19 protein-coding genes and 1 pseudogene are annotated in these 17,520 nt (G+C 75.0%); 9 read left to right on the top strand and 11 right to left on the bottom strand.

Translation table 11 applies throughout. From position 1 onward, the window contains the following. Positions 1-82 precede the first annotated feature (82 nt). The 4 genes from ABZ478_RS12460 to ABZ478_RS12445 all read right to left on the bottom strand — a co-directional run bounded on the left by ABZ478_RS12460 (position 83) and on the right by ABZ478_RS12445 (position 2,387). Positions 83-709, bottom strand: a complete 627-nt coding sequence (locus ABZ478_RS12460; protein ID WP_359547991.1) for a hypothetical protein — start codon at positions 707-709, stop codon at positions 83-85. 44 nt (positions 710-753) lie between these two features. Next, positions 754-1,578, bottom strand: a complete 825-nt coding sequence (locus tag ABZ478_RS12455) for a rod shape-determining protein (protein WP_359547988.1) — start codon at positions 1,576-1,578, stop codon at positions 754-756. Next, positions 1,575-1,946 carry a TraR/DksA C4-type zinc finger protein gene (locus ABZ478_RS12450; RefSeq protein WP_359548338.1) on the bottom strand — a complete coding sequence of 124 codons (372 nt, stop codon included), beginning with the start codon at positions 1,944-1,946 and terminating at the stop codon, positions 1,575-1,577. The genes ABZ478_RS12455 and ABZ478_RS12450 overlap by 4 nt, the downstream gene beginning before the upstream one ends. Before the next feature lie 114 nt (positions 1,947-2,060). Next, on the bottom strand, positions 2,061-2,387 hold the full coding sequence (locus ABZ478_RS12445; RefSeq protein ID WP_359547985.1) for a TraR/DksA C4-type zinc finger protein: 327 nt from the start codon (positions 2,385-2,387) through the stop codon (positions 2,061-2,063). Between the two features lie 305 nt (positions 2,388-2,692). On the opposite strand from ABZ478_RS12445, the gene ABZ478_RS12440 reads away from it, so the two are divergent. From ABZ478_RS12440 to secD, 4 genes are all read left to right on the top strand, one after another. Then, positions 2,693-3,646 carry a sensor histidine kinase gene (locus ABZ478_RS12440; protein ID WP_359548332.1) on the top strand — a complete coding sequence of 318 codons (954 nt, stop codon included), beginning with the start codon at positions 2,693-2,695 and terminating at the stop codon, positions 3,644-3,646. A 2-nt stretch (positions 3,647-3,648) separates the two neighbouring features. Beyond that, on the top strand, positions 3,649-4,308 hold the full coding sequence (locus ABZ478_RS12435) for a response regulator transcription factor (protein WP_359548330.1): 660 nt from the start codon (positions 3,649-3,651) through the stop codon (positions 4,306-4,308). A gap of 95 nt (positions 4,309-4,403) precedes the next feature. Beyond that, positions 4,404-4,931: a hypothetical protein gene (locus ABZ478_RS12430; RefSeq protein ID WP_359547982.1), complete on the top strand. Its 528-nt coding sequence runs from the start codon at positions 4,404-4,406 to the stop codon at positions 4,929-4,931. A gap of 114 nt (positions 4,932-5,045) precedes the next feature. Beyond that, positions 5,046-7,277: a protein translocase subunit SecD gene (gene secD / locus ABZ478_RS12425; RefSeq protein WP_359547980.1), complete on the top strand. Its 2,232-nt coding sequence runs from the start codon at positions 5,046-5,048 to the stop codon at positions 7,275-7,277. Between the two features lie 33 nt (positions 7,278-7,310). Here secD and ABZ478_RS12420 read toward each other — a convergent pair whose 3' ends face one another. After that, positions 7,311-7,454: a hypothetical protein gene (locus ABZ478_RS12420; RefSeq protein WP_359548360.1), complete on the bottom strand. Its 144-nt coding sequence runs from the start codon at positions 7,452-7,454 to the stop codon at positions 7,311-7,313. Here ABZ478_RS12420 and ABZ478_RS12415 point away from each other — a divergent pair. The 3 genes and pseudogenes from ABZ478_RS12415 to ABZ478_RS12405 form a co-directional block, all read left to right on the top strand. Continuing rightward, positions 7,414-7,545 (top strand): annotated as a pseudogene (locus ABZ478_RS12415) (DNA-binding response regulator); the annotation flags it as partial. The gene ABZ478_RS12420 and the pseudogene ABZ478_RS12415 sit on opposite strands and share 41 nt — an antisense overlap. A gap of 77 nt (positions 7,546-7,622) precedes the next feature. Then, positions 7,623-8,567: an RNA polymerase sigma factor SigJ gene (gene sigJ / locus ABZ478_RS12410; protein ID WP_359547977.1), complete on the top strand. Its 945-nt coding sequence runs from the start codon at positions 7,623-7,625 to the stop codon at positions 8,565-8,567. 93 nt (positions 8,568-8,660) lie between these two features. Continuing rightward, the gene (locus ABZ478_RS12405; protein ID WP_359547974.1) at positions 8,661-9,866 is read left to right on the top strand and encodes an FAD-dependent oxidoreductase; all 1,206 of its coding nucleotides are present in this window, start codon (positions 8,661-8,663) and stop codon (positions 9,864-9,866) included. A 63-nt stretch (positions 9,867-9,929) separates the two neighbouring features. Here the strand turns inward: ABZ478_RS12405 and ABZ478_RS12400 are convergent, their stop codons facing one another. After that, positions 9,930-10,988: a helix-turn-helix domain-containing protein gene (locus ABZ478_RS12400; protein ID WP_359547972.1), complete on the bottom strand. Its 1,059-nt coding sequence runs from the start codon at positions 10,986-10,988 to the stop codon at positions 9,930-9,932. A gap of 262 nt (positions 10,989-11,250) precedes the next feature. Here ABZ478_RS12400 and ABZ478_RS12395 point away from each other — a divergent pair, with 262 nt between their 5' ends. Together ABZ478_RS12395 and ABZ478_RS12390 are read left to right on the top strand one after the other, a co-directional pair. After that, complete coding sequence (locus tag ABZ478_RS12395) at positions 11,251-11,400, top strand: hypothetical protein (protein ID WP_359547969.1); 150 nt, start codon at positions 11,251-11,253, stop codon at positions 11,398-11,400. 110 nt (positions 11,401-11,510) lie between these two features. Further along, complete coding sequence (locus ABZ478_RS12390; protein WP_359547966.1) at positions 11,511-11,798, top strand: hypothetical protein; 288 nt, start codon at positions 11,511-11,513, stop codon at positions 11,796-11,798. Positions 11,799-11,962: 164 nt separating this feature from the next. Here ABZ478_RS12390 and ABZ478_RS12385 read toward each other — a convergent pair whose 3' ends face one another. From ABZ478_RS12385 to ABZ478_RS12365, 5 genes are all read right to left on the bottom strand, one after another. Beyond that, positions 11,963-12,616, bottom strand: a complete 654-nt coding sequence (locus tag ABZ478_RS12385) for a fasciclin domain-containing protein (protein ID WP_359547963.1) — start codon at positions 12,614-12,616, stop codon at positions 11,963-11,965. Positions 12,617-12,684: 68 nt separating this feature from the next. Beyond that, positions 12,685-14,355: a sulfite oxidase gene (locus ABZ478_RS12380; RefSeq protein WP_359547962.1), complete on the bottom strand. Its 1,671-nt coding sequence runs from the start codon at positions 14,353-14,355 to the stop codon at positions 12,685-12,687. 149 nt (positions 14,356-14,504) lie between these two features. Further along, entirely contained in the window at positions 14,505-15,230 is a 726-nt protein-coding gene (locus ABZ478_RS12375) for an anti-sigma factor (protein ID WP_359548329.1), read from the bottom strand. Between the two features lie 23 nt (positions 15,231-15,253). Beyond that, positions 15,254-15,838, bottom strand: a complete 585-nt coding sequence (locus ABZ478_RS12370; protein WP_359547960.1) for a sigma-70 family RNA polymerase sigma factor — start codon at positions 15,836-15,838, stop codon at positions 15,254-15,256. A gap of 129 nt (positions 15,839-15,967) precedes the next feature. Further along, the gene (locus tag ABZ478_RS12365) at positions 15,968-17,413 is read right to left on the bottom strand and encodes a helix-turn-helix transcriptional regulator (RefSeq protein ID WP_359547957.1); all 1,446 of its coding nucleotides are present in this window, start codon (positions 17,411-17,413) and stop codon (positions 15,968-15,970) included. Positions 17,414-17,520: the final 107 nt, after the last annotated feature.

Below are 17,520 nucleotides of genomic sequence, written 5' to 3'. Positions count from 1 at the left end.
CGCGGCGCGGCCGGATCACCCGTTGGGCGGTCCGTGATGCCGGCGCCTGCGGGCACGGTGACCGCGCGTCACCCGGCGTCCGTCACGGGGAGAGTGTCCAGCGGGGTGCCGTCCTGGCCCAGGCCGCGTCCCACGCGGCGAGATTGTGCCGTCGCACGGCGAGGGCCGCGGTGCCGTACGCGGCCACGCCGGTGCCGGCGGTGGCCAGGACCGCGCAGATCGCCCAGCCCATGACGCGGGAGCGGATCTCCTCGGCGGTCAGCGGCGCCCCGGTGATCTCCCCGTTCCGGTCGGCCCAGACGCGCACGGTGCTGCCCGCGCGCAGCCCGGGCTCGACCTCGGTCCGCACCGTCCGGGGACGGCCGTCGGGGCCGTCGACGCTGACCCGCGCCGGGTACCGCGTCCGCCCGGCCTCCGCCGAGCCCGGCTCGGGGTGGCGCGGCACGTCCCGGAGCAGGACCGCGGTGGCGGGCCGCCGGGTCTCGGCCTGGTGCAGGGCGGTACGGGCGTAGTGCCGGCGGGCGGCGTCGCCGGCCAGCAGGGCGACGACGGGGGCGGCCGCGAGCACGGCCGCCAGCAGGCCGATGCCGAGCCACGCCTGGAGCAGATCGGAGCGGCGGCGCAGGGGATTGCCGCGCAGCCGCCACAGCGTGACCCGGGGAAGGTCGCCGGGAGGCGGCTGAGCGGGCGGGGGTACGCGGCCGGCCAAGACGACCTCCTTCCGGTGGCGGGGACGGCGCACGGGAGGGCGGGCTAGCCGGGGTGCGGCCCGGGTGGCAGGCGGGCGCCGGCACCGGTCGTGGCGGGGTGGCGGTGGGCCGCTTCGAGGAGCCTCGCGGCCCCGCGTACCGCGGCGGTGTGCGGCGCCGGGACGACGCGGAGCGGCACGTCCAGCCGGCCGGTGAGCCGATGGGTGATCTCGGGCCACAGCGCGCCGCCGCCCGCCAGCAGGGGGCCGCGGCGCAGCGCGTCGAGGGTGGCGGAGGAGCGGTCCTGCCGCACCATCGCGGCCACCATGGCGGTCACCGCGTCGCAGAGGTCCGCGGGCGGCACGGTGTCGAGGTCGCCGGTGCCCAGAGCGGTACGGCGGGCGTCCACGACGGCGCCGTCGGACAACAGCACCACCTCGGTGAGATGGGCGCCGATGTCCACCACGAGCACGGGGCGGGCCTGGTCCGCACCCGCGGCCAGCGCGACCGCCCGGGCGCTGGGGACGGTCAGCACGCCGCGCGGGCGCAGCACGTTCACGGCGGTGCGGGCCGCGTCCCGGTAGGCGACGCCGTCCAGAACCGGGGCGGTGACGATGACCAGCGGCCGGGTGAGGCGCGGCAGCCGGTCCGAGAGCAGGCGCTGCAGCATCCTCGCGCAGGCCGGGGTGTCCACGATGGTGCCCCGCTGGACGGGGTGGACGGCGCCGGTGCCGGGAAAGGTGACCGTGGGCACGTCGAGGACCAGTCCCCGGCCGGCGATCCAGGCGCGGGTGCGGGCACTGCCCACGTCGAGGGCGATCCCGCAGCATTTCCGGCACCGGGGCCAGGGCCGGTGCCCGGTGACGCCGAGGCGTCGGACAGCGGTCATCGGCCGGCCTCCCGGACCTGCTGGCAGCGCGCGCAGTAGCGGGCCTGCGGCACTATGAGCAGCCGCTCGCGGTCGATGGGCCGCCGGCACAGGTGGCAGGCGCCGTAGCGGCCCTGGTCCATGCGCTCGAGTGCCGCGACGACGTCGGTGAGGACCATGCGGGCGGAGGCGGCGAGCTTGACGTGCACCTCGACCTGCCCGGCGGCGCCCTGCCGCAGCAGGTCGTCGGTGCGGCACGGGACGGCGGACGCGATCTGCGACAGCTGCTCCTGGCGGAACAGGCGTTGCTCGTGCAGGTTCTCGCGCAGTGCGGCGACGTCCTCGGGCGACAGGTGCGGATACGGGTGCGGCGCGTGCCTCGCCGGCACGCGCGGGCCGGTGTCGTGTGTCTCCGGGTCGCCGATGATCTGGTGGGTCACCACTTCACCCCTCGGGCAGAGCGGAACGGAAGGTGGGTCGGGGGACGGGGGAGGGCGCGGGGCTCAGGGAGCGACGCGCCGGCAGGTGACGCAGTAGCGGGTGTAGGGCAGGATCTCCAGCCGCTCCACGGGCACGGGCTTGGCGCAGTTCTCGCAGGTCCCGTAGGTCCCCGCAGCGACGCGCGCGAAGGCGTCGTCGATCTCCTTCAGCACCCGCTCGATGGCGGTCCGCTGCGCGGACATCAGCTGGTCGTCCGCCGGGTGCCCGTTCTCGTTCACCGCCTCGAGCTGGACCAGCCGGGTGCCGCGCGCGTGCTCCAGGCGCCGGCGGGCCTCGTGGGCGGTGAGGCTGCGCAGGTGGCCATCGGCGGCGGGAGTGTCGATCGACATGGTGCTTCCCTCTCTCGGTCCCGGACGGTTCGGGGTGTCGGACGGCCGGTCCGCCGTCATCGCCTCGACCCTCGCCGATCCCGCCGCCCCTGCCCATCGGGCGCGGAACCCATTTACCGAGCGTCACGAACCCTGCCCGGGCCGGGCATGGGTGGGCGGCGGCGGAGAAAATGGGCCGCGCGCCCCATCGCCCCTGCGCGCCGAAGGCGGGCAGGCTGGGGGCGGCCAGGGCAGCGGCCCGTCCGGGGCACCCGATGCCCGACAGTGGAGGCAGGCCGCATCGCGCGAAGGAGGCGTACGTCCCGGTGTCCCTGTTCTGGCGGATCTTCGGACTCAACGCCGTGGTGCTCGGCACGGCCACGGCACTGCTGCTGTGGGCTCCGGTGACCGTCTCCGTCCCGGTCGTGCTGACCGAGGCCGTGATCCTGCTCGGCGGTCTGGCGGTGATGCTGGTCGCCAACGCCGGCCTGCTGCGCTGGGGCCTGGCCCCGCTCGACCGGCTGACGAAGCTGATGACCACCGTGGACCTGCTCCGTCCCGGCCAGCGGCTGCCCGCGCACGGCGGCACCGAGGTCGCCGAGCTGATCCGCGCCTTCAACGCGATGCTGGAGCGGCTGGAGCAGGAACGCGCCACCAGCAGCGCCCGCGCCCTGTTCGCGCAGGAGGCCGAACGCCGCCGTATCGCGCAGGAACTGCACGACGAGGTGGGGCAGAGCATGACCGCGATCCTGCTCGCCCTGAAACGGGCCGCCGACCAGGCCGGTGAGCCGCTGCGCGGAGAGTTGCACCAGATGCAGGAGATCACCCGGGAGAGCCTGGACGAGGTGCGCCGCCTGGTGCGCCGGCTGCGGCCGGGCGTGCTGGACGACCTGGGCCTGGTCAGCGCGCTGACCTCGCTCACCGAGGACTTCGCAGCGCACACCGGGCTGCAGGTGCAGCGCCGCTTCGACGCCGACCTGCCCGCCCTGGAGCCGGAGACCGAGCTGGTCCTCTACCGGGTGGCCCAGGAGAGCCTGACCAACGCCGCCCGGCACGCCGAGGCCGACCGCGTCGTCGTGGCCCTGCGGCACGCCGAGGGCAGGGTGGAACTGGCCGTCACCGACGACGGCTGCGGCATCGAAGCCGCCCGCGAGGGCGCCGGCATCCGCGGCATGCGCGAGCGGGCCCTGCTCATCGGGGCCCGCATCGACATCACCCCCGCGCCCGGTGCGGGCACCCAGGTGCGGCTCACCGCACCCGTTCCCAGGAAGCAGCCGTGACCATGCCCGCAGCCACCCCGATCCGCATCCTGCTCGCCGACGACCACGCGTTGGTCCGGCGCGGAGTGCGGCTCATCCTCGACCAGGAGCCCGACCTGGAGGTGGTCGCCGAGGCGGGCGACGGCGCGGAGGCGATCGCGATGGCCCGCACGCACGACGTCGACCTCGCGGTGCTGGACATCTCCATGCCCCGGCTGACCGGCCTTCAGGCCGCCCGGGAGCTGATCGCGCTGAAACCGGGGCTGCGCGTCCTGATGCTCACGATGCACGACAACGAGCAGTACTTCTTCCAGGCCCTGAAGGCCGGTGCCTCGGGGTACGTGCTGAAGTCCGTCGCCGACCGGGACCTGGTCGCCGCCTGCCGGGCCGCGATGCGCGACGAGCCCTTCCTCTACCCCGGGGCGGTCACCGCCCTCATCCGCAACTACCTGGACCGGGTGCGGCACGGCGAGGAGACGCCGGACCAGATCCTCACCCCGCGCGAGGAGGAGGTCCTCAAGCTGGTCGCGGAGGGGCACTCCTCCAAGGAGATCGCCGAGATCCTCTTCATCAGCGTCAAGACCGTGCAGCGGCACCGCGCCAACCTGCTGCAGAAGCTCGGTCTGCACGACCGCCTGGAACTCACCCGCTACGCCATCCGCGCCGGCCTCGTCGAACCCTGACCCCGGCCCACCGGCCGCCCGGTGCCCCGGCCGCCAACTCCCCGGCCGGGCCCGGGCCCCATGTCACCGACACCGCCACGAAAGGGGGCAGGCACATGCGCCCAGCACCGCGCACCCCCCTTCGCGTGCCCGCCCTCACGGCTCTGCTGGCCCTCCTGCTGGGCGCCCTCACCCTGCTCGACGGCCCTGTGGACACCGCCCGTCCCGCGCCGCCGACGGCCCTCCTCGCTCTCACGGCGCACTCCGCCCCCTCGGCAGGTGAGGGCCCCGCCGGGGCCTCCGGGCCGGCCTCCGACCCGTCGGCCGTCGATGGCGGCGCCAGGTCCTCGACGGCGCGCCCCGGCCACTCGGCCGGTGAAAGCCGCGCCGTCCCGCACGCCGCCGTCCCGCACACCGACGAGCCGTGCGCCGGTGTGCGTGCCGCCCGGGCGGCCGTCCGGCAGGAGGCCCACAGGGACCGCTCGGCCCCGCACGGACCGCTCGCCGTGGCCGTGCCCGGTACGGAAGCGGTCCCACCCGGCGGTGAACCGGACGGCGGGCCGCGGCCGGCCGCGCCCTCCCGGCCCGACCGGACGGCGGCGGATCGCGGGCGAGCGCCACCGCCCGCGGCGGCCCGCGCCTGAAACCGGCGCCGCCGCCCGTCGCCCACTCACCCGTTCAGCCATTCCCCCATTCACCCGTGCCGATCCGCCGCGGCCGCACGGCCGCAGCCGTGGCATGCCCGCCGGAGGCCCGTGTTGATCCGCTCCGCCCGGGTGAGGGCGCTGCTCGCCCTCACCGTGATCGCCGTGTCGCTGTACATCGCCCTCACCGTGCCGATCCGTCTCGGACTCGATCTGCGCGGCGGCACCCAGATCGTGCTCCAGACGCGTTCCACCCCGACCGCCACCGCCGACCGCGAGGCCACCGACCGCACCCTGGAGGTGCTGCGCGGCCGCGTCGACGCGCTCGGCGTCGCCGAACCCAGCCTCGTCCGCTCCGGTGACGACCGGATCATCGTCGAACTCCCCGGGGTCCGGGACCCGAAGCAGGCGGCCGAGGTACTGGGCCGCACCGCGCAGCTCACGATCCACCCCGTGGCCGGCGCCGCCACCGCCGGCGGGGAGCGGACCGGGGAGCGGGTCCTGCCCGACGGTTCGGGCGGGCAACTGCGCCTGCGGGAAGCCGCCCTGACCGGACAGCAGGTCAAGGACGCCGCCGCCCGCTTCGACCAGGAGTCCGGCGCCGGATGGCACATCACCGTCGACTTCGGCGGCACCGGCCGCGCCGAGTGGGCCCGGCTGACCGGGGAGGCCGCCTGCAAGCCGGTGGGCGACCCCGGGCGCCGTGTCGCCATCGTCCTCGACGACAAGATCATCTCGTCGCCGGAGGTCGACCCCTCGGTCGCCTGCGGCACCGGCATCACCGCCGGCTCCACGCAGATCACCGGCTCCTTCGGCGACGCCGAGGCCCGCGAACTGGCCCTGCTCATCAAGGGCGGTGCCCTGCCGGTGGCCGTGGAGACTGTGGAGCAGCGCACCGTCGGCCCCACCCTGGGCGCCGAGGCCATCGCGGCCAGCACCTGGGCGGCCGTCATCGGCACCGCCCTGACCTCGCTGTTCGTCATCGCCGTCTACCGGCTCATGGGCATGCTCGCGGCCCTCGCCCTGCTCTGCTACGGCCTGATCTCCTACGCCGCCCTGGCCGCCCTCGGCGCCACCCTGACCCTGCCGGGCCTGGCCGGGTTCGTCCTGGCGATCGGCATGGCCGTGGACGCCAACGTGCTCGTCTTCGAACGCGCCCGCGAGGAGCACGCCGCCCGGGAACGCCCCACCCCGCGCTCGGCGCTGACCGCCGGCTTCCGCAACGCCTTCAGCGCGATCGCCGACTCCAACATCACCACCCTGATCGCGGCGGCCCTGCTGTTCTTCCTCGCCTCGGGACCGGTACGCGGCTTCGGCGTCACCCTCGGCATCGGTGTCCTCGCCTCCATGGTCAGCGCCCTGCTCATCACCCGGGTGCTCGCCGACCGCGCCGCGTCCCGCCCCTGGCTGCGCGCCCGTCCGCAGCTCAGCGGCATCGCCACCACCGGCCCGGTCCGCGACCGTCTGCTGCGCCGCGACCCGCAGCTCATGCGCCGGCCCCGCCGCTGGCTGGCCGCCTCCGCCGTGCTCCTGGTGCTCGCCGGGGCCGGTATCGCGCTGCGCGGCCTGGACCTCGGCGTCGAGTTCACCGGCGGACGGCTGGTCGAGTACACCACCGGTGCCCCGGTCGACCCGGACAAGGCCCGCGCCGCGCTCGCCGACGCCGGATTCCCCCGGGCGGTCGTCCAGTCCTCCGGCGACGACCGGCTGACGGTCCGCACCGGAGCGCTGAGCGAAGCGCAGTCGGCCGAGGTCACCCGGACGATCGGCGCCGTCGGGGGCGGGGCGGACCGGATCCGCGACGAACTGATCGGCCCCAGCCTCGGCGAGGAACTGCGCCGCAACGCCCTGATCGCGCTCGTCCTGGCCCTCGGCGCCCAGCTCCTCTATCTGGCGGCCCGCTTCCGCTGGGCGCTCGGCACCGCCGCGGTCACCGCGCTGGCCCATGACGTACTCGTCCTGCTGGGCGTCTTCGCCTGGCTGGGCAAGCCGGTGGACGGCGTGTTCCTCGCCGCCCTGCTCACCGTCATCGGCTACTCGGTGAACGACTCCGTCGTCGTCTTCGACCGCATCCGGGAACTGCGCCGGCGTCCGCGCGCCGCACCGCTGCCCCAGGTCACGAACCAGGCCATCCTGCAGACGCTGCCCCGCACCGTGAACACCGGCATGGGAGCCGCGCTCATCCTCACCGCCCTGGCCGTGCTCGGCGGCGACTCCCTCACGGACTTCGCCCTCGCCCTGCTCATCGGCCTCGTCGTCGGCACCTGGTCCTCGGTCTTCGTCGCGGCGCCCGTGGCGATCGAACTCCAGGACCGGAGTCCTCGGCGGAAGCGGAGCACGCCCTGACCGGACGGCCCCGAGGTCACCCGGCCGCCCGCCTCAGGGCGCCGTCCGCAACACCTTTGACACGGCGACCGGTTGCCGGGCGTCGGCGTCCAGGCTGCCGTCGGTGGGCAGCGCCATGCCGACCGCGGGCGAGACTCCGGTCGGGTCGGTGGCGCAGGCGCGCAGTGCCGTGGGCACCGTGCGCAACTTCCTGTCCTCGGCCATCACCAAGCTCGGCACGGAGAACCGCCACGCAGCGGCCCGGCTCGCGCGCGAGCGGGGCTGGTTGCAGCCGGCCCTGTGCCGCGGCCTCGGCTCGCGTCCCTCCGGTTCGTCCGTGTGCCGGACGGGCTAGGATCCGGGTCCATGGCGCTGACCGTGCACGACGTGGACCGGTTCGAGGCGTCCAGGCCCCGCCTGGAGGCGATCGCCTACCGCCTGCTCGGCTCGGCGGGCGAGGCGGAGGACGCCGTGCAGGAGACGTTCCTGCGCTGGCAGGCCGCCGACGTCGGCAGCATCGTGGTGCCCGAGGCCTGGCTGACGAAGGTGCTCACCAACCTGTGCCTCACCCAGCTCACCTCCGCCCGCGCGCGGCGCGAGACGTACGTGGGCCAGTGGCTGCCCGAGCCGCTGCTCTCCGGGGACCCGATGCTCGGACCCGCCGACACCGCCGAGCAGCGCGAGTCGCTCTCGTACGCGGTCCTCACCCTGCTGGAACGGCTGTCCCCCAACGAGCGCGCGGTGTACGTGCTGCGGGAGGCGTTCGACTACCCGCACCGGGAGATCGCCGAGATCCTCGACCTCACCGAGGCCGCCAGCCAGCAGATCCTGCACCGTGCCAGGAAGCACCTCACCGAGGGCAGGGCCCGGGCCGAGATCGACGGGGCGGCCGCCCGGCGGATCGTGGAGGAGTTCCTCGCGGCCGCCACCAGCGGCCGGACCGAGCCTCTCGTGCGGCTGCTCACCGAGGACGCCGTCGCGATCGGCGACGGCGGCGGCAAGGTCCCGGCCCGCGCCAAGGCGTTCGAGGGCGCGCTCGCGGTCGCGAAGTTCATGCGCGGCCTGTTCAAGCCCGGCACGGCCCAGCGGAACCTGGCCGGCGGCCCACTCGAGGTCCACGTCACGACGGCCAACGGCGGTCCGGCCATCGTGGCCCTGGTCGAGGGCCGGATCATCGGCGTCCTGTGCCTGGAGATCACCGCCGACGGCATCGCCGCGTTCCGCAGCCAGGTCAACCCCGACAAGCTCGAACGCGCGACCAGGCGCTGGGCGGCCACCGATCACGGAGAACCCCAGCTCAGGGCCTTCTGACCCGCATGTGACGCGCTTCACATCAGTCACCTGTCAGGAAACGGCGGGCCGCCCGGTTCAAGGGGCGAATCCGCTGAAGACAGGAGCAGGGACATGCAGCACCGCATCGTCGTCCTCGGAGCCGGATACGCCGGGGCCATCGCCGCTGGACGCCTCGCCAGGCGGCTGCGCCCCGAAGACGTCGCCATCACCCTCGTCAACGCCGAGCCCGACTTCGTCGAACGCGTCCGGATGCACCAGCTCGCGGCCGGCCAGGACCTGCGGCCCCGGCCCCTCGCCGAGATGTTCGCGGGCACCGGCGTGGAACTGCGCCTCGCGAAGGTCACCGGCGTCGACGCCGACCGCGGCACGGTGGCCGTCGAGACCGCGGACGGCGCCGGGGAACTCGCCTACGACACCCTCGTGTACGCCCTCGGCAGCGGCTGGAGCGACCAGGGCGTCCTCGGCACCGCCGAGCACGCCCACGACATCGCCGGCCGGGCGGGCGCGCTCCGGCTGCGCGAGCGGCTGGCCCGCCTGGAGGCCGGCCGGGCCGTGGTGGTGGTCGGGGGCGGGCTCACCGGCGTTGAGGCCGCGACCGAGATCGCCGAGGCACGCCCGGACCTCGACGTCGCCCTCGCCGCCAACGGCGGTCTCGGCGACTGGCTCTCGCCCAAGGGCCGCGGTCACCTGCGGAAGGTCTTCGGCCGGCTCGGCATCACCGTGCACGAGCACGCCACCGTCACCGCCGTCGAGGCCGACCGGGTCGTGACCGCCGACGGCGGGTCCGTCCCGGCCGCGGTCACCGTGTGGACCACCGGCTTCGCCGTCCACCCGATCGCGCGGGCCACCACCCTGGAGGTCACGGACACCGGCCGGATCGTGGTCGACGGCACCATGCGCTCGGTGTCCCACCCGGACGTGTACGCCATCGGCGACGCGGCCATGGCGACGGGCGTCGCCGGCCGGCCGCTGCGGATGTCCTGCGCCTCGGGCGTGCCCATGGCGTGGCAGGCCGCCGACGCCATCGCGGCCCGCCTGACCGGCGGCAAGGTGCCGAACGTGCCGCTGCGCTACTTCAACCAGTGCGTCTCGCTGGGCCGCGGGGAGGGCCTGATCCAGTACGTCACCGGCGACGACCGGGCCGTCCGTGCGGCCCTGACCGGACGGCTGGCGGCCTTCTACAAGGAGCTGGTCTGCAAGGGCGCCGCCTGGGGCGTCGCCAACCCGACGCTCGGCGTCCCGAGCCGGCGCCGCCGCGTCGTGCGGCGGCCGGACCGGCCGGGCCGTCCGGACCAGGTGGCCGAGGCGGTCGTCTGACCGGGGCGCGGGACGGGCGTCCTCGCGGTGAGGGCGCCCGGGCCCGCCGCCGGACGCCGTGCGTCACAGCTCCGTCGCGGGCCAGTCCAGCAGGCGGGCGCCGATCGTGGCGGTCTGCAGCATGTAGCGGTGGGCCGGGTCCGAGAGGTCGGCGCCGGTGAGCCCCCGGATGCGGTCCAGGCGGTAGGTCACGGCCCGCACGCTCAGCGACAGCCGGCGGGCCGCCTCGGCGGCGACGCAGCCGGAGTCGAAGTAGGCGGTGAGGGTGTCCAGGAGCGGCCGGGCGCCGCCGCGGGCAGCCGTGAGCGGGCCGAGGGCGCCCAGGACCAGGTCGGTCAGGGCCTGGCGGTCACGGGCGAGGACCGGGTAGACGAGCAGGTCGGCCGCGTACAGCACGGGTGCGTCAAGACCGAGGCGCTCGGCCATCTCCAGGGCGTTCAGGGCCTCTTCGTACGACTGGACCACCCCGCCGGGGCCGGGCTGCGGGCGGCCGACGGCGACCCGGCCGCCGTCGGTGGCGGCGTGCGCCTGCTCGGCGAAGTAGGGCAGGACCTCCTTCTCGTGGCCGGGGGCGATGCACAGCAGCCGGCCGTCCTTGGTGGTCAGCAGGACATCGCGATGGCCGAAGCGGGCCATCAGCGCCCGCTCCACCCGCCGGGGCACCGAATCGCCCTCGTCGTAGCCGGTGGGGCCCTGGGCGACGGCCACGGCGTGGGCGTGGGAGAGCCGCAGGCCGAAGCGTTCGGCGCGCTCGGCGAGCCTGCCCAGGTCACTGCGGCCGAAGAGCAGGTCGTCGATGAACTCCCGCCGCGCCGCCTCCTCCTGGCGCACGGCGAGACGCTGGGCCCGCTCGTACCCCTCGGCGAAGGCGTCCGTCACCTGCTGAACGGCGGCCAGGGCGCTGTCGGCGGAGCCGGGTGACCGCGGCCAGGCGGCCCGGGCCGCGGCGAGGTGGGCGCCGACCAGGGCGCGCAGCCCGTACCCGGCCTCGGCGGCCTGCTCCCCCAGGGCGCGCCGGGACTCCAGCTCGGACCGGGTGAGACGCCGCCCGGTGGCCGACACCTCGGCCAGGATGTGGGCGTACCCCTCGAGAAAGTGCTCGGGAATCTCCCGGTCCGGCACGCCGTCCCCCCGTATCCCGTAGTCCCGGTGACGGCTCCTCAGTTGCCCCCCGGCATTCAGACCCTAGTGAAAATTGCCGGGAACCGGCAATGCGCCGGCCGGCGCCGGTCGGGCAGCATGGCGTGCGGGGAGCACCACGGACGGCGCCGGTGCCGGACACCGGCAGGTGCCCGGCACCGGGCCGGAATCGGACGCCGTCGACCGTGCCGCCCGCGCCGCCGGCCGGCGCGAAGGCCGCGAACGTTCGTACCCGGGAGGCCCGATGATGACGTCGTTCCTGATCCCGCCCGCCACCGCCGCGCTGATCGTGGCCCTCTGCACGGCCGTACTGATCCGCCGGGACCGCCGCCGGATGACGCCGTCCGCCGAGGCCCGGAACACCCGCTCCACCCCCCGCCCGTCCGGCAGCTGACGGGTCGAGCGGCGCCGGCACGACGCCCGTGACGGCGCCCTGCTCCTGGCCCACGGCACCGCCGGCACCCTTCTCGCCCGGCGTGCACCCGGCCGGTGTAGCTTCACGCCATGTCCCTGGCCTTCGGTTCTCTCGGCGTCCTGGCGGCCCTGCTGGCCGTGATCAACGCAGCGCAGGCCTTCCTCGGCCGCCGGTTCGTCAGATCCTTGCCGAGCGCGCGCCCGGCCCGCCGGCTGCGCGCCGAGTCGGCGGTGGCCGCCGTCGTCCTGTCCGGCGCCTCCCTGGCGGCCTTCGGCGTCCTGGTGGGCGGCCAGTGGCCCCCGCTGGGCGGCGCCGTGATGCTGGCCGGCTGGATCGCCCTCGTCCTGGTGCGCCGGCGGTTCACCGCCCGGGCGTAGGCGGCCCCGGCCCGGGCGGTGAACCGGACGGCACCGCGGGCCGTCCGTCCTCCGGCCCGTTCCGGATCACCCGCGCGGTCCTTTCACCGAGGCGTTCGCGTAAGAGTCCTGCGGAACGCGGACGGGACCCGGACCGCGCGGTCCGGGTCCCGTCGGGCGCACCGTCAGGAAGACGGCATCAGCACCGTGTCGACGATGTACACGTTGGCGTTGGCGGTCTTGACGTTGCCGCAGACGACCTTCGAGGAGTCGTTGACGGTGTAGGACTCACCGGAGCCGGACGTGGCGAGCTGCGACTTCTCCAGGGTGGGGAAGGAGCCGTTCTCCAGGTCCTTGGGCGCGAGCCTCTGGCCGACGACGTGGTAGGTCAGGATCTTCGTCAGCTGGGCCTTGTCGGCCAGGACCTTGTCCAGGGTGGCCTTGGGGATCTTCTTGAAGGCGTCGTCGGTCGGCGCGAACACGGTGATGTTCTGCGCGTTGTTGAGCGTGTCGACCAGGCCGGCCTTCTTCACGGCGGAGACCAGGGTGGACAGGGCCGGGTTGTTGGAGGCGGCGGTGGCCACCGGGTCCTTCGCCATGCCGTCGAAGGAACCGGCTCCGCTCTTCGGCACCGAGGAGCAGGCGGGCCCGAAGGGCTCGTCCATGGCCGAGGCGGAGCTGCCCATGCCGTCGTTCGAGGCGCCGGCCGACGCCGACGCCTTCGGGGCGGAGTCGGACTTGGCGGAGTCGCTGCCGCCGTCGGAACAGGCGCTGAGCGCGAGCGGCAGGACGGCCGCGGCGGCCAGGGTCACGGCGGTACGGCGGATACGGCTGTTCATCGGATCTCTCCTGGTGGTAGCGGCAGCCTGAGCTGCCTGTCCTGAGGGAAAAGGGTTGGTTCGGAAGGTCACTCGACGGTGACCACGACGGAGTGCCATCCACTGGCGCCGTCGGGGACGGTCCGGGTGCGTCTCTCGGTCTGCACCCGGCCGGAGCGGTCGGTGGCGCGCACGGTGAGCGTGTGGCCGCCCTTGGTGGCCCGCCAGGGAAAGGACCACTGGCGCCACGTGTCACGGCTGTCCTCGGCGGCCAGCCGGGCCTCCTGCCAGGGCCCGTCGTCGACCCGGACCTCGACCTTGTCGACGCCGCGGTGCTGCGCCCAGGCGACCCCGGCGACCATGACCGGACCGGCCGCCGGCCGGGCGAAGGGCTTGGGGGTGTCGATCCGGGACTGCGTCCTGACGGGCGCCCTGCGGGCCCAGCCGCGCCTGACCCAGTAGGGGTCGTAGGCGTCGAAGGTGGTCAGCTCGATGTCCGTGATCCACTTGCAGGCGGAGACGAACCCGTAGAGCCCCGGCACCACCATCCGTACGGGGAAGCCGTGGTCGAACGGCAGCGGCTCCCCGTTCATGCCGACGGCGAGCAGCGCGTCCCGGCCGTCCATGACGTCCTCGACCGGGCTGCCGATGGTCATGCCGTCCACCGAGCGGGCCACCAACTGGTCGGCCGGACCGCCGCGCGAGGGCGGCCGCACCCCGCACTCGGCCAGCAGGTCGGCCAGCCGGGCGCCGGTCCAGCGCGCGGTGCCCACGTAGGGGCCACCGACCTCGTTGGACACACAGGTGAGGGTGATGTCGCGTTCGACCAGGTCGCGGCGGAGGAGATCACCGAAGGAGAGCACGACCGGCCGGGACACGCCCTTGCCGTGGACGCGCAGCCGCCAGGTCGTGGCGTCCACCTTCGGCACCACCAGCGCGGTGTCGACCCGGTAGAAGGAACCGCTGGGGGTGATGAAGGGGCTCACACCGGGGATCCGCAGACCGGCGCCCCGGGGAACGGCGTCCGCGGGCGAGCCGGGCGCCGGCAGCACCAGCCGGTCGCGGGAGGCGACCGCGTCCCTGCCGCTCGCACCGTTCAGTGACCGGCCCAGCGCGCCGGCCCCGGCGGAGGCGACGGCGGCGGCCGTGGCGGCGATCACGAACCCGCGCCGGTCCCAGTCGCCGCCGGAACCCGGCCCGGCTCCCTCGCCGGGTGCCAGGTCCCCGGCCGAACCCGGCGCGAACCCCTCGCCGTCGGCCGGGCCGGCCGGCGAGGCGGAACCCGGCTCCCGCCGCGCGAGCCGGCCCGCGAGGACGAGGAGGACAGCCGCTCCCGCGCCCGCGCCCACGAGCGAGGGCAGGGCGTCGGACAGGCCGCGCGAGTCGGGCCGGCCGGTCGCCGCCAGCGCGCCGACCACGCCGAACAACAGGACCCCCGCCGCGCCGGCCTTCCGGAAGCGCAGCGCGGCGATTCCGAGGGCGAATGCGAAAAGCGCCAGCACCGCCAGAATTCCGAGTTGCAGAACCAGCTTGTCGTCGGTTCCGAAATTCCGGACGGCCCAGTCCTTCACGGTGGCCGGGGTGCGGTCGATCGCCGCCCCTCCCACCGCGACGACGGGCCCCGCCTGCGGACGGACCGCCGCCGACACCAGCTCGGCCAGGGCGAGCGAGGCGAAGCCCGCCACGGCACCGGCGAGCGCGCCCGCCGTCACGCGGAGCGGCCCCGAGGGCCGGTGCGGTTTCTTCTCGTCGTCGGTCACGTGGGGAATCCGGTTCCACAGGGGTTCCGGATTGGTCGTCCACCCGATCGAGTGAAACCTTTCTCCGCACCAATCCGCGTGCCACGCCGCTACGGATCAAAGAAAAAGGCCCTTCCTGCCCGGGCCCGCCCTCGGGCCGGGACCAGCCGTCAGGCGGGGAAGCCCAGCAGGGCGACCGGCGCGGAGGTCGGCTTCGTGGAGCCGCCCGCCGGCTCCACGGTGACCCCCATGCCCGAGGCGCCGTCCACACCGCCGCGCAGCAGCACGGCCTGGTCGGTGCGGCCGGGATCCATGAGACCGGCCGACCGCATCGTGCCGCCGTCGTCGTACCAGAGCTGGTAGACCTTCCCTCCCACGGGCCGGGCCATCCCGGAGGCGACGAACACGGCCTTGTCCCGTACCCGGGAGACGACGATGCTGCCGGTGGCGCCGTCGCCCAGGGCGGCGGTCCGGGTCCGCGCGTCCGGTGCCGCCAGCACGGCGGCGATCTCGGCGGTGCCCTGCCGGGCGCTGCGCGCCTGGCGCAGGGCGTCCTCGGCCCGCTGGTGCTGCCACACCGTCGTACCGCCGAGTGTGGCGGCCGCCGCGAGACAGGCGGCCAGGGACCACCGGGACAACAGCCGCGCCCGCTTTCCGGGCCGGCCCGTACGGGCCCCGGCCGTGCCGGGCGGCACCTGCCGGACGGAGGAGATGTGACGCAGGACCCGCGCGCGCAGGGCAGTCGAAGGCGTCATCGTGGCGGCGAGCCCCAGACGGGCCGCGGTCGCGGACAGCTCGGCGGTCTCCTGCGCACAGGGCTCGCAGTCGGCCAGGTGACGCTCGAACGCGGCGCGTTCCTCGTCGGACAGGGCATGCACGGCGTAGGCGCCGGTCATCCGGTGCAGGTCGGCGGTGGTGGTCACGCGGTCACCCCCAGGCAGTCACGCAGCCGGATGAGGCCGTCCCGCAGCCGGGTCTTGGCCGTGCCGAGGGGGAGGGTGAGCGCCTCCGCGACCTGGCGGTAGGTCAGCCCGCGGTAGTAGGCGAGCGTGACGGCCTGCCGCTGGATCTCGGTCAGCGTGCGCAGGCACCGTCGGACCTGTTCCCGCTCCAGCCTGGCCTCGACCTGTTCGGTCACCTCGTCGAAATCGGGCGTCCGCGCCAGCAGGGCGGCCTTGTGGTCCCTGACCGCCGCGGCCTCCACCGAGCGCACCCGGTCCACCGCGCGGCGGTGCGCGAGCGTGAGGACCCAGTTGAGGGCGGTGCCGATCTCGGCCCGGTAGCGGGGCGCGGTCCGCCAGACCTCCACCAGCACCTCCTGCGCCACTTCCTCCGACTGAGCCGGATCACGCAGCACGGCCTGCACGACCCCGAGGACGGGACCGGCCACGGCGTCGTAGACGGAGGCGAACGCGTCCTCGTCGCCCATGGCGACGCGGCTCATCAGCTCCTGCAGATCAGGTTCGGACGAGGGATTCGCGCCGGTGTACACGGCTTCTCTCACAAGGGGCCTCCGCGGGTTGCGACATCTCCGGACGTAATCCGGTCCAGGAGCGGCGGCGGATTGGTCCCGGCGGTGAAGGAGCGCGCATACCCCGAGAGAGCGGTCCGACGCCCCGTCGTCGGCCCGCCGTCACCCCGGCTGCGAGGCCCCCCACTCCGAGGAGCCGAGCGGATGGCTGTACGCGGGGCGGCCCACGTTCCCGCTGGTGCGGAAGGGCCTGCCGTTGTCGTCGACGCGTACGGTGCCGTGCCGGGCGCCGCTGGACCAGTCCAGCTCCAGGTACCAGCTCACGTTGTGCGCCCGCGCGTCCGCGAAGACGTAGAACACCTCGGGGTCGGACTCGCTCACCTTGTAGGGGAAGTCGCGCTGACCGGCCCTCGGGGTGAGCGCGGGCCGCCCGGCGTCGAGGTCCGTCCCGAACGCCGCCGTTCCCACACCACCACCGCAGCCGACGCCCATCGCGAAGTCGTTCCAGGCGAGCGGCGCGCTCTTCTCCACCACCCGCACATGCAGGTCCTCCAGGACGACGGTGGCCCTGCCGGTCCCCTGCACGGTCAGCGCGAGCATCTGCTGTCCGCCGGCGACCCCGCCCAGCGCGGTGACCCACCCGCGCGCGTCCGGCTCACCCGGCGGCGGAGGCACCTGCTCGGGCTGCCGGTCGACCAGGTAGTGCTGGCTGCACGGGTCCTCCCACTTGTACGGATCGACGGCGACGGCGGGCGCGGTGGCCCCGTCCTCGAAACCGCCGCCCCGTGCCGCCCCGGCCCCGCCGCCACGGGTGGCGGAGGCGGAGGCGGAAGCCGGGGGACTCGCGCCCCGGGAGGCGGACGGCGCGGGCGAACCGCTCTTCGCGCCGCCCGTCGGGGCGCCGGCACCCCCGGAGACGGGCTGAGAGGCCATCGTTCCCGTGGACGGGTCACCGGCCCGGCGGAGCTCGCCCCCGCTCTCGCCGGACAGGAGGTTCGCCACAAGCGCGGCCGACACCACGGCGGCGGCCACACCGGCTCCGGCGAGGACGACGGCCCGCCGCCGCGCCACGGGAGCCCCCGCCGAACCCCGCACCTCACCCTCGGCCCGGGCCCCGGCCCCCGCCGACCCGGCCGCGCGCGGCGCCCCGGGCTCCGCGGTTCCGGTCTCGTGCGGTGCCCCGGGCTCCGCCGCAGCGGACACGGCCGGTGCTTCCGCCTCCGCCGCAGCGGCCGCGACCGGCGCTTCCGCCGTCCCGGCCGTGGACGGCGCTTTTGCCCCGCTCCCCGTCCCCTCCGGCCCGGTCGTGGACGGCTCCTCGGCCACCGCTGCCCCGGTCCCGGCCTCCGCGGCCCCGCTCGCCCGCTGCCGGCGCCGGGCGTCCGCCAGGACCCACCGCCGGTGCAGTTCCACCAGTTCCTCGGGCGTCGCCCTGCACAGCCGTGCGAACCGTTCCACGGGCGCGTAGTCCGTCGGTACGGCATCCCCGTTGACGTACCGGTGAAGCGTGGACGCACTCGTGTGCAGCCGCTTCCCGAGCACCCCGTAACTGAGCCCGGACCGTTCCTTCAACCGGCCCAGCAGCTCCGGGAAATCGTCCCCCGTCACCGTTCCGTCCCCTCCAGGCGTCCCGCGCCCCCGTTCCAGGGGGAGGTCGTTTCAGCAGCTCAGAGCTGTTGCGAGCGTTCCAGCGTCCCGGATGTCCCGGCAGTCCT

The organism is Streptomyces sp. NPDC005706, from assembly GCF_040631045.1.
In the GTDB taxonomy this organism is placed as follows: Bacteria; Actinomycetota; Actinomycetes; order Streptomycetales; family Streptomycetaceae; genus Streptomyces.
Note: the sequence above shows the minus strand (reverse complement) of the source record. Positions and strands in the feature narration are given on the sequence as shown.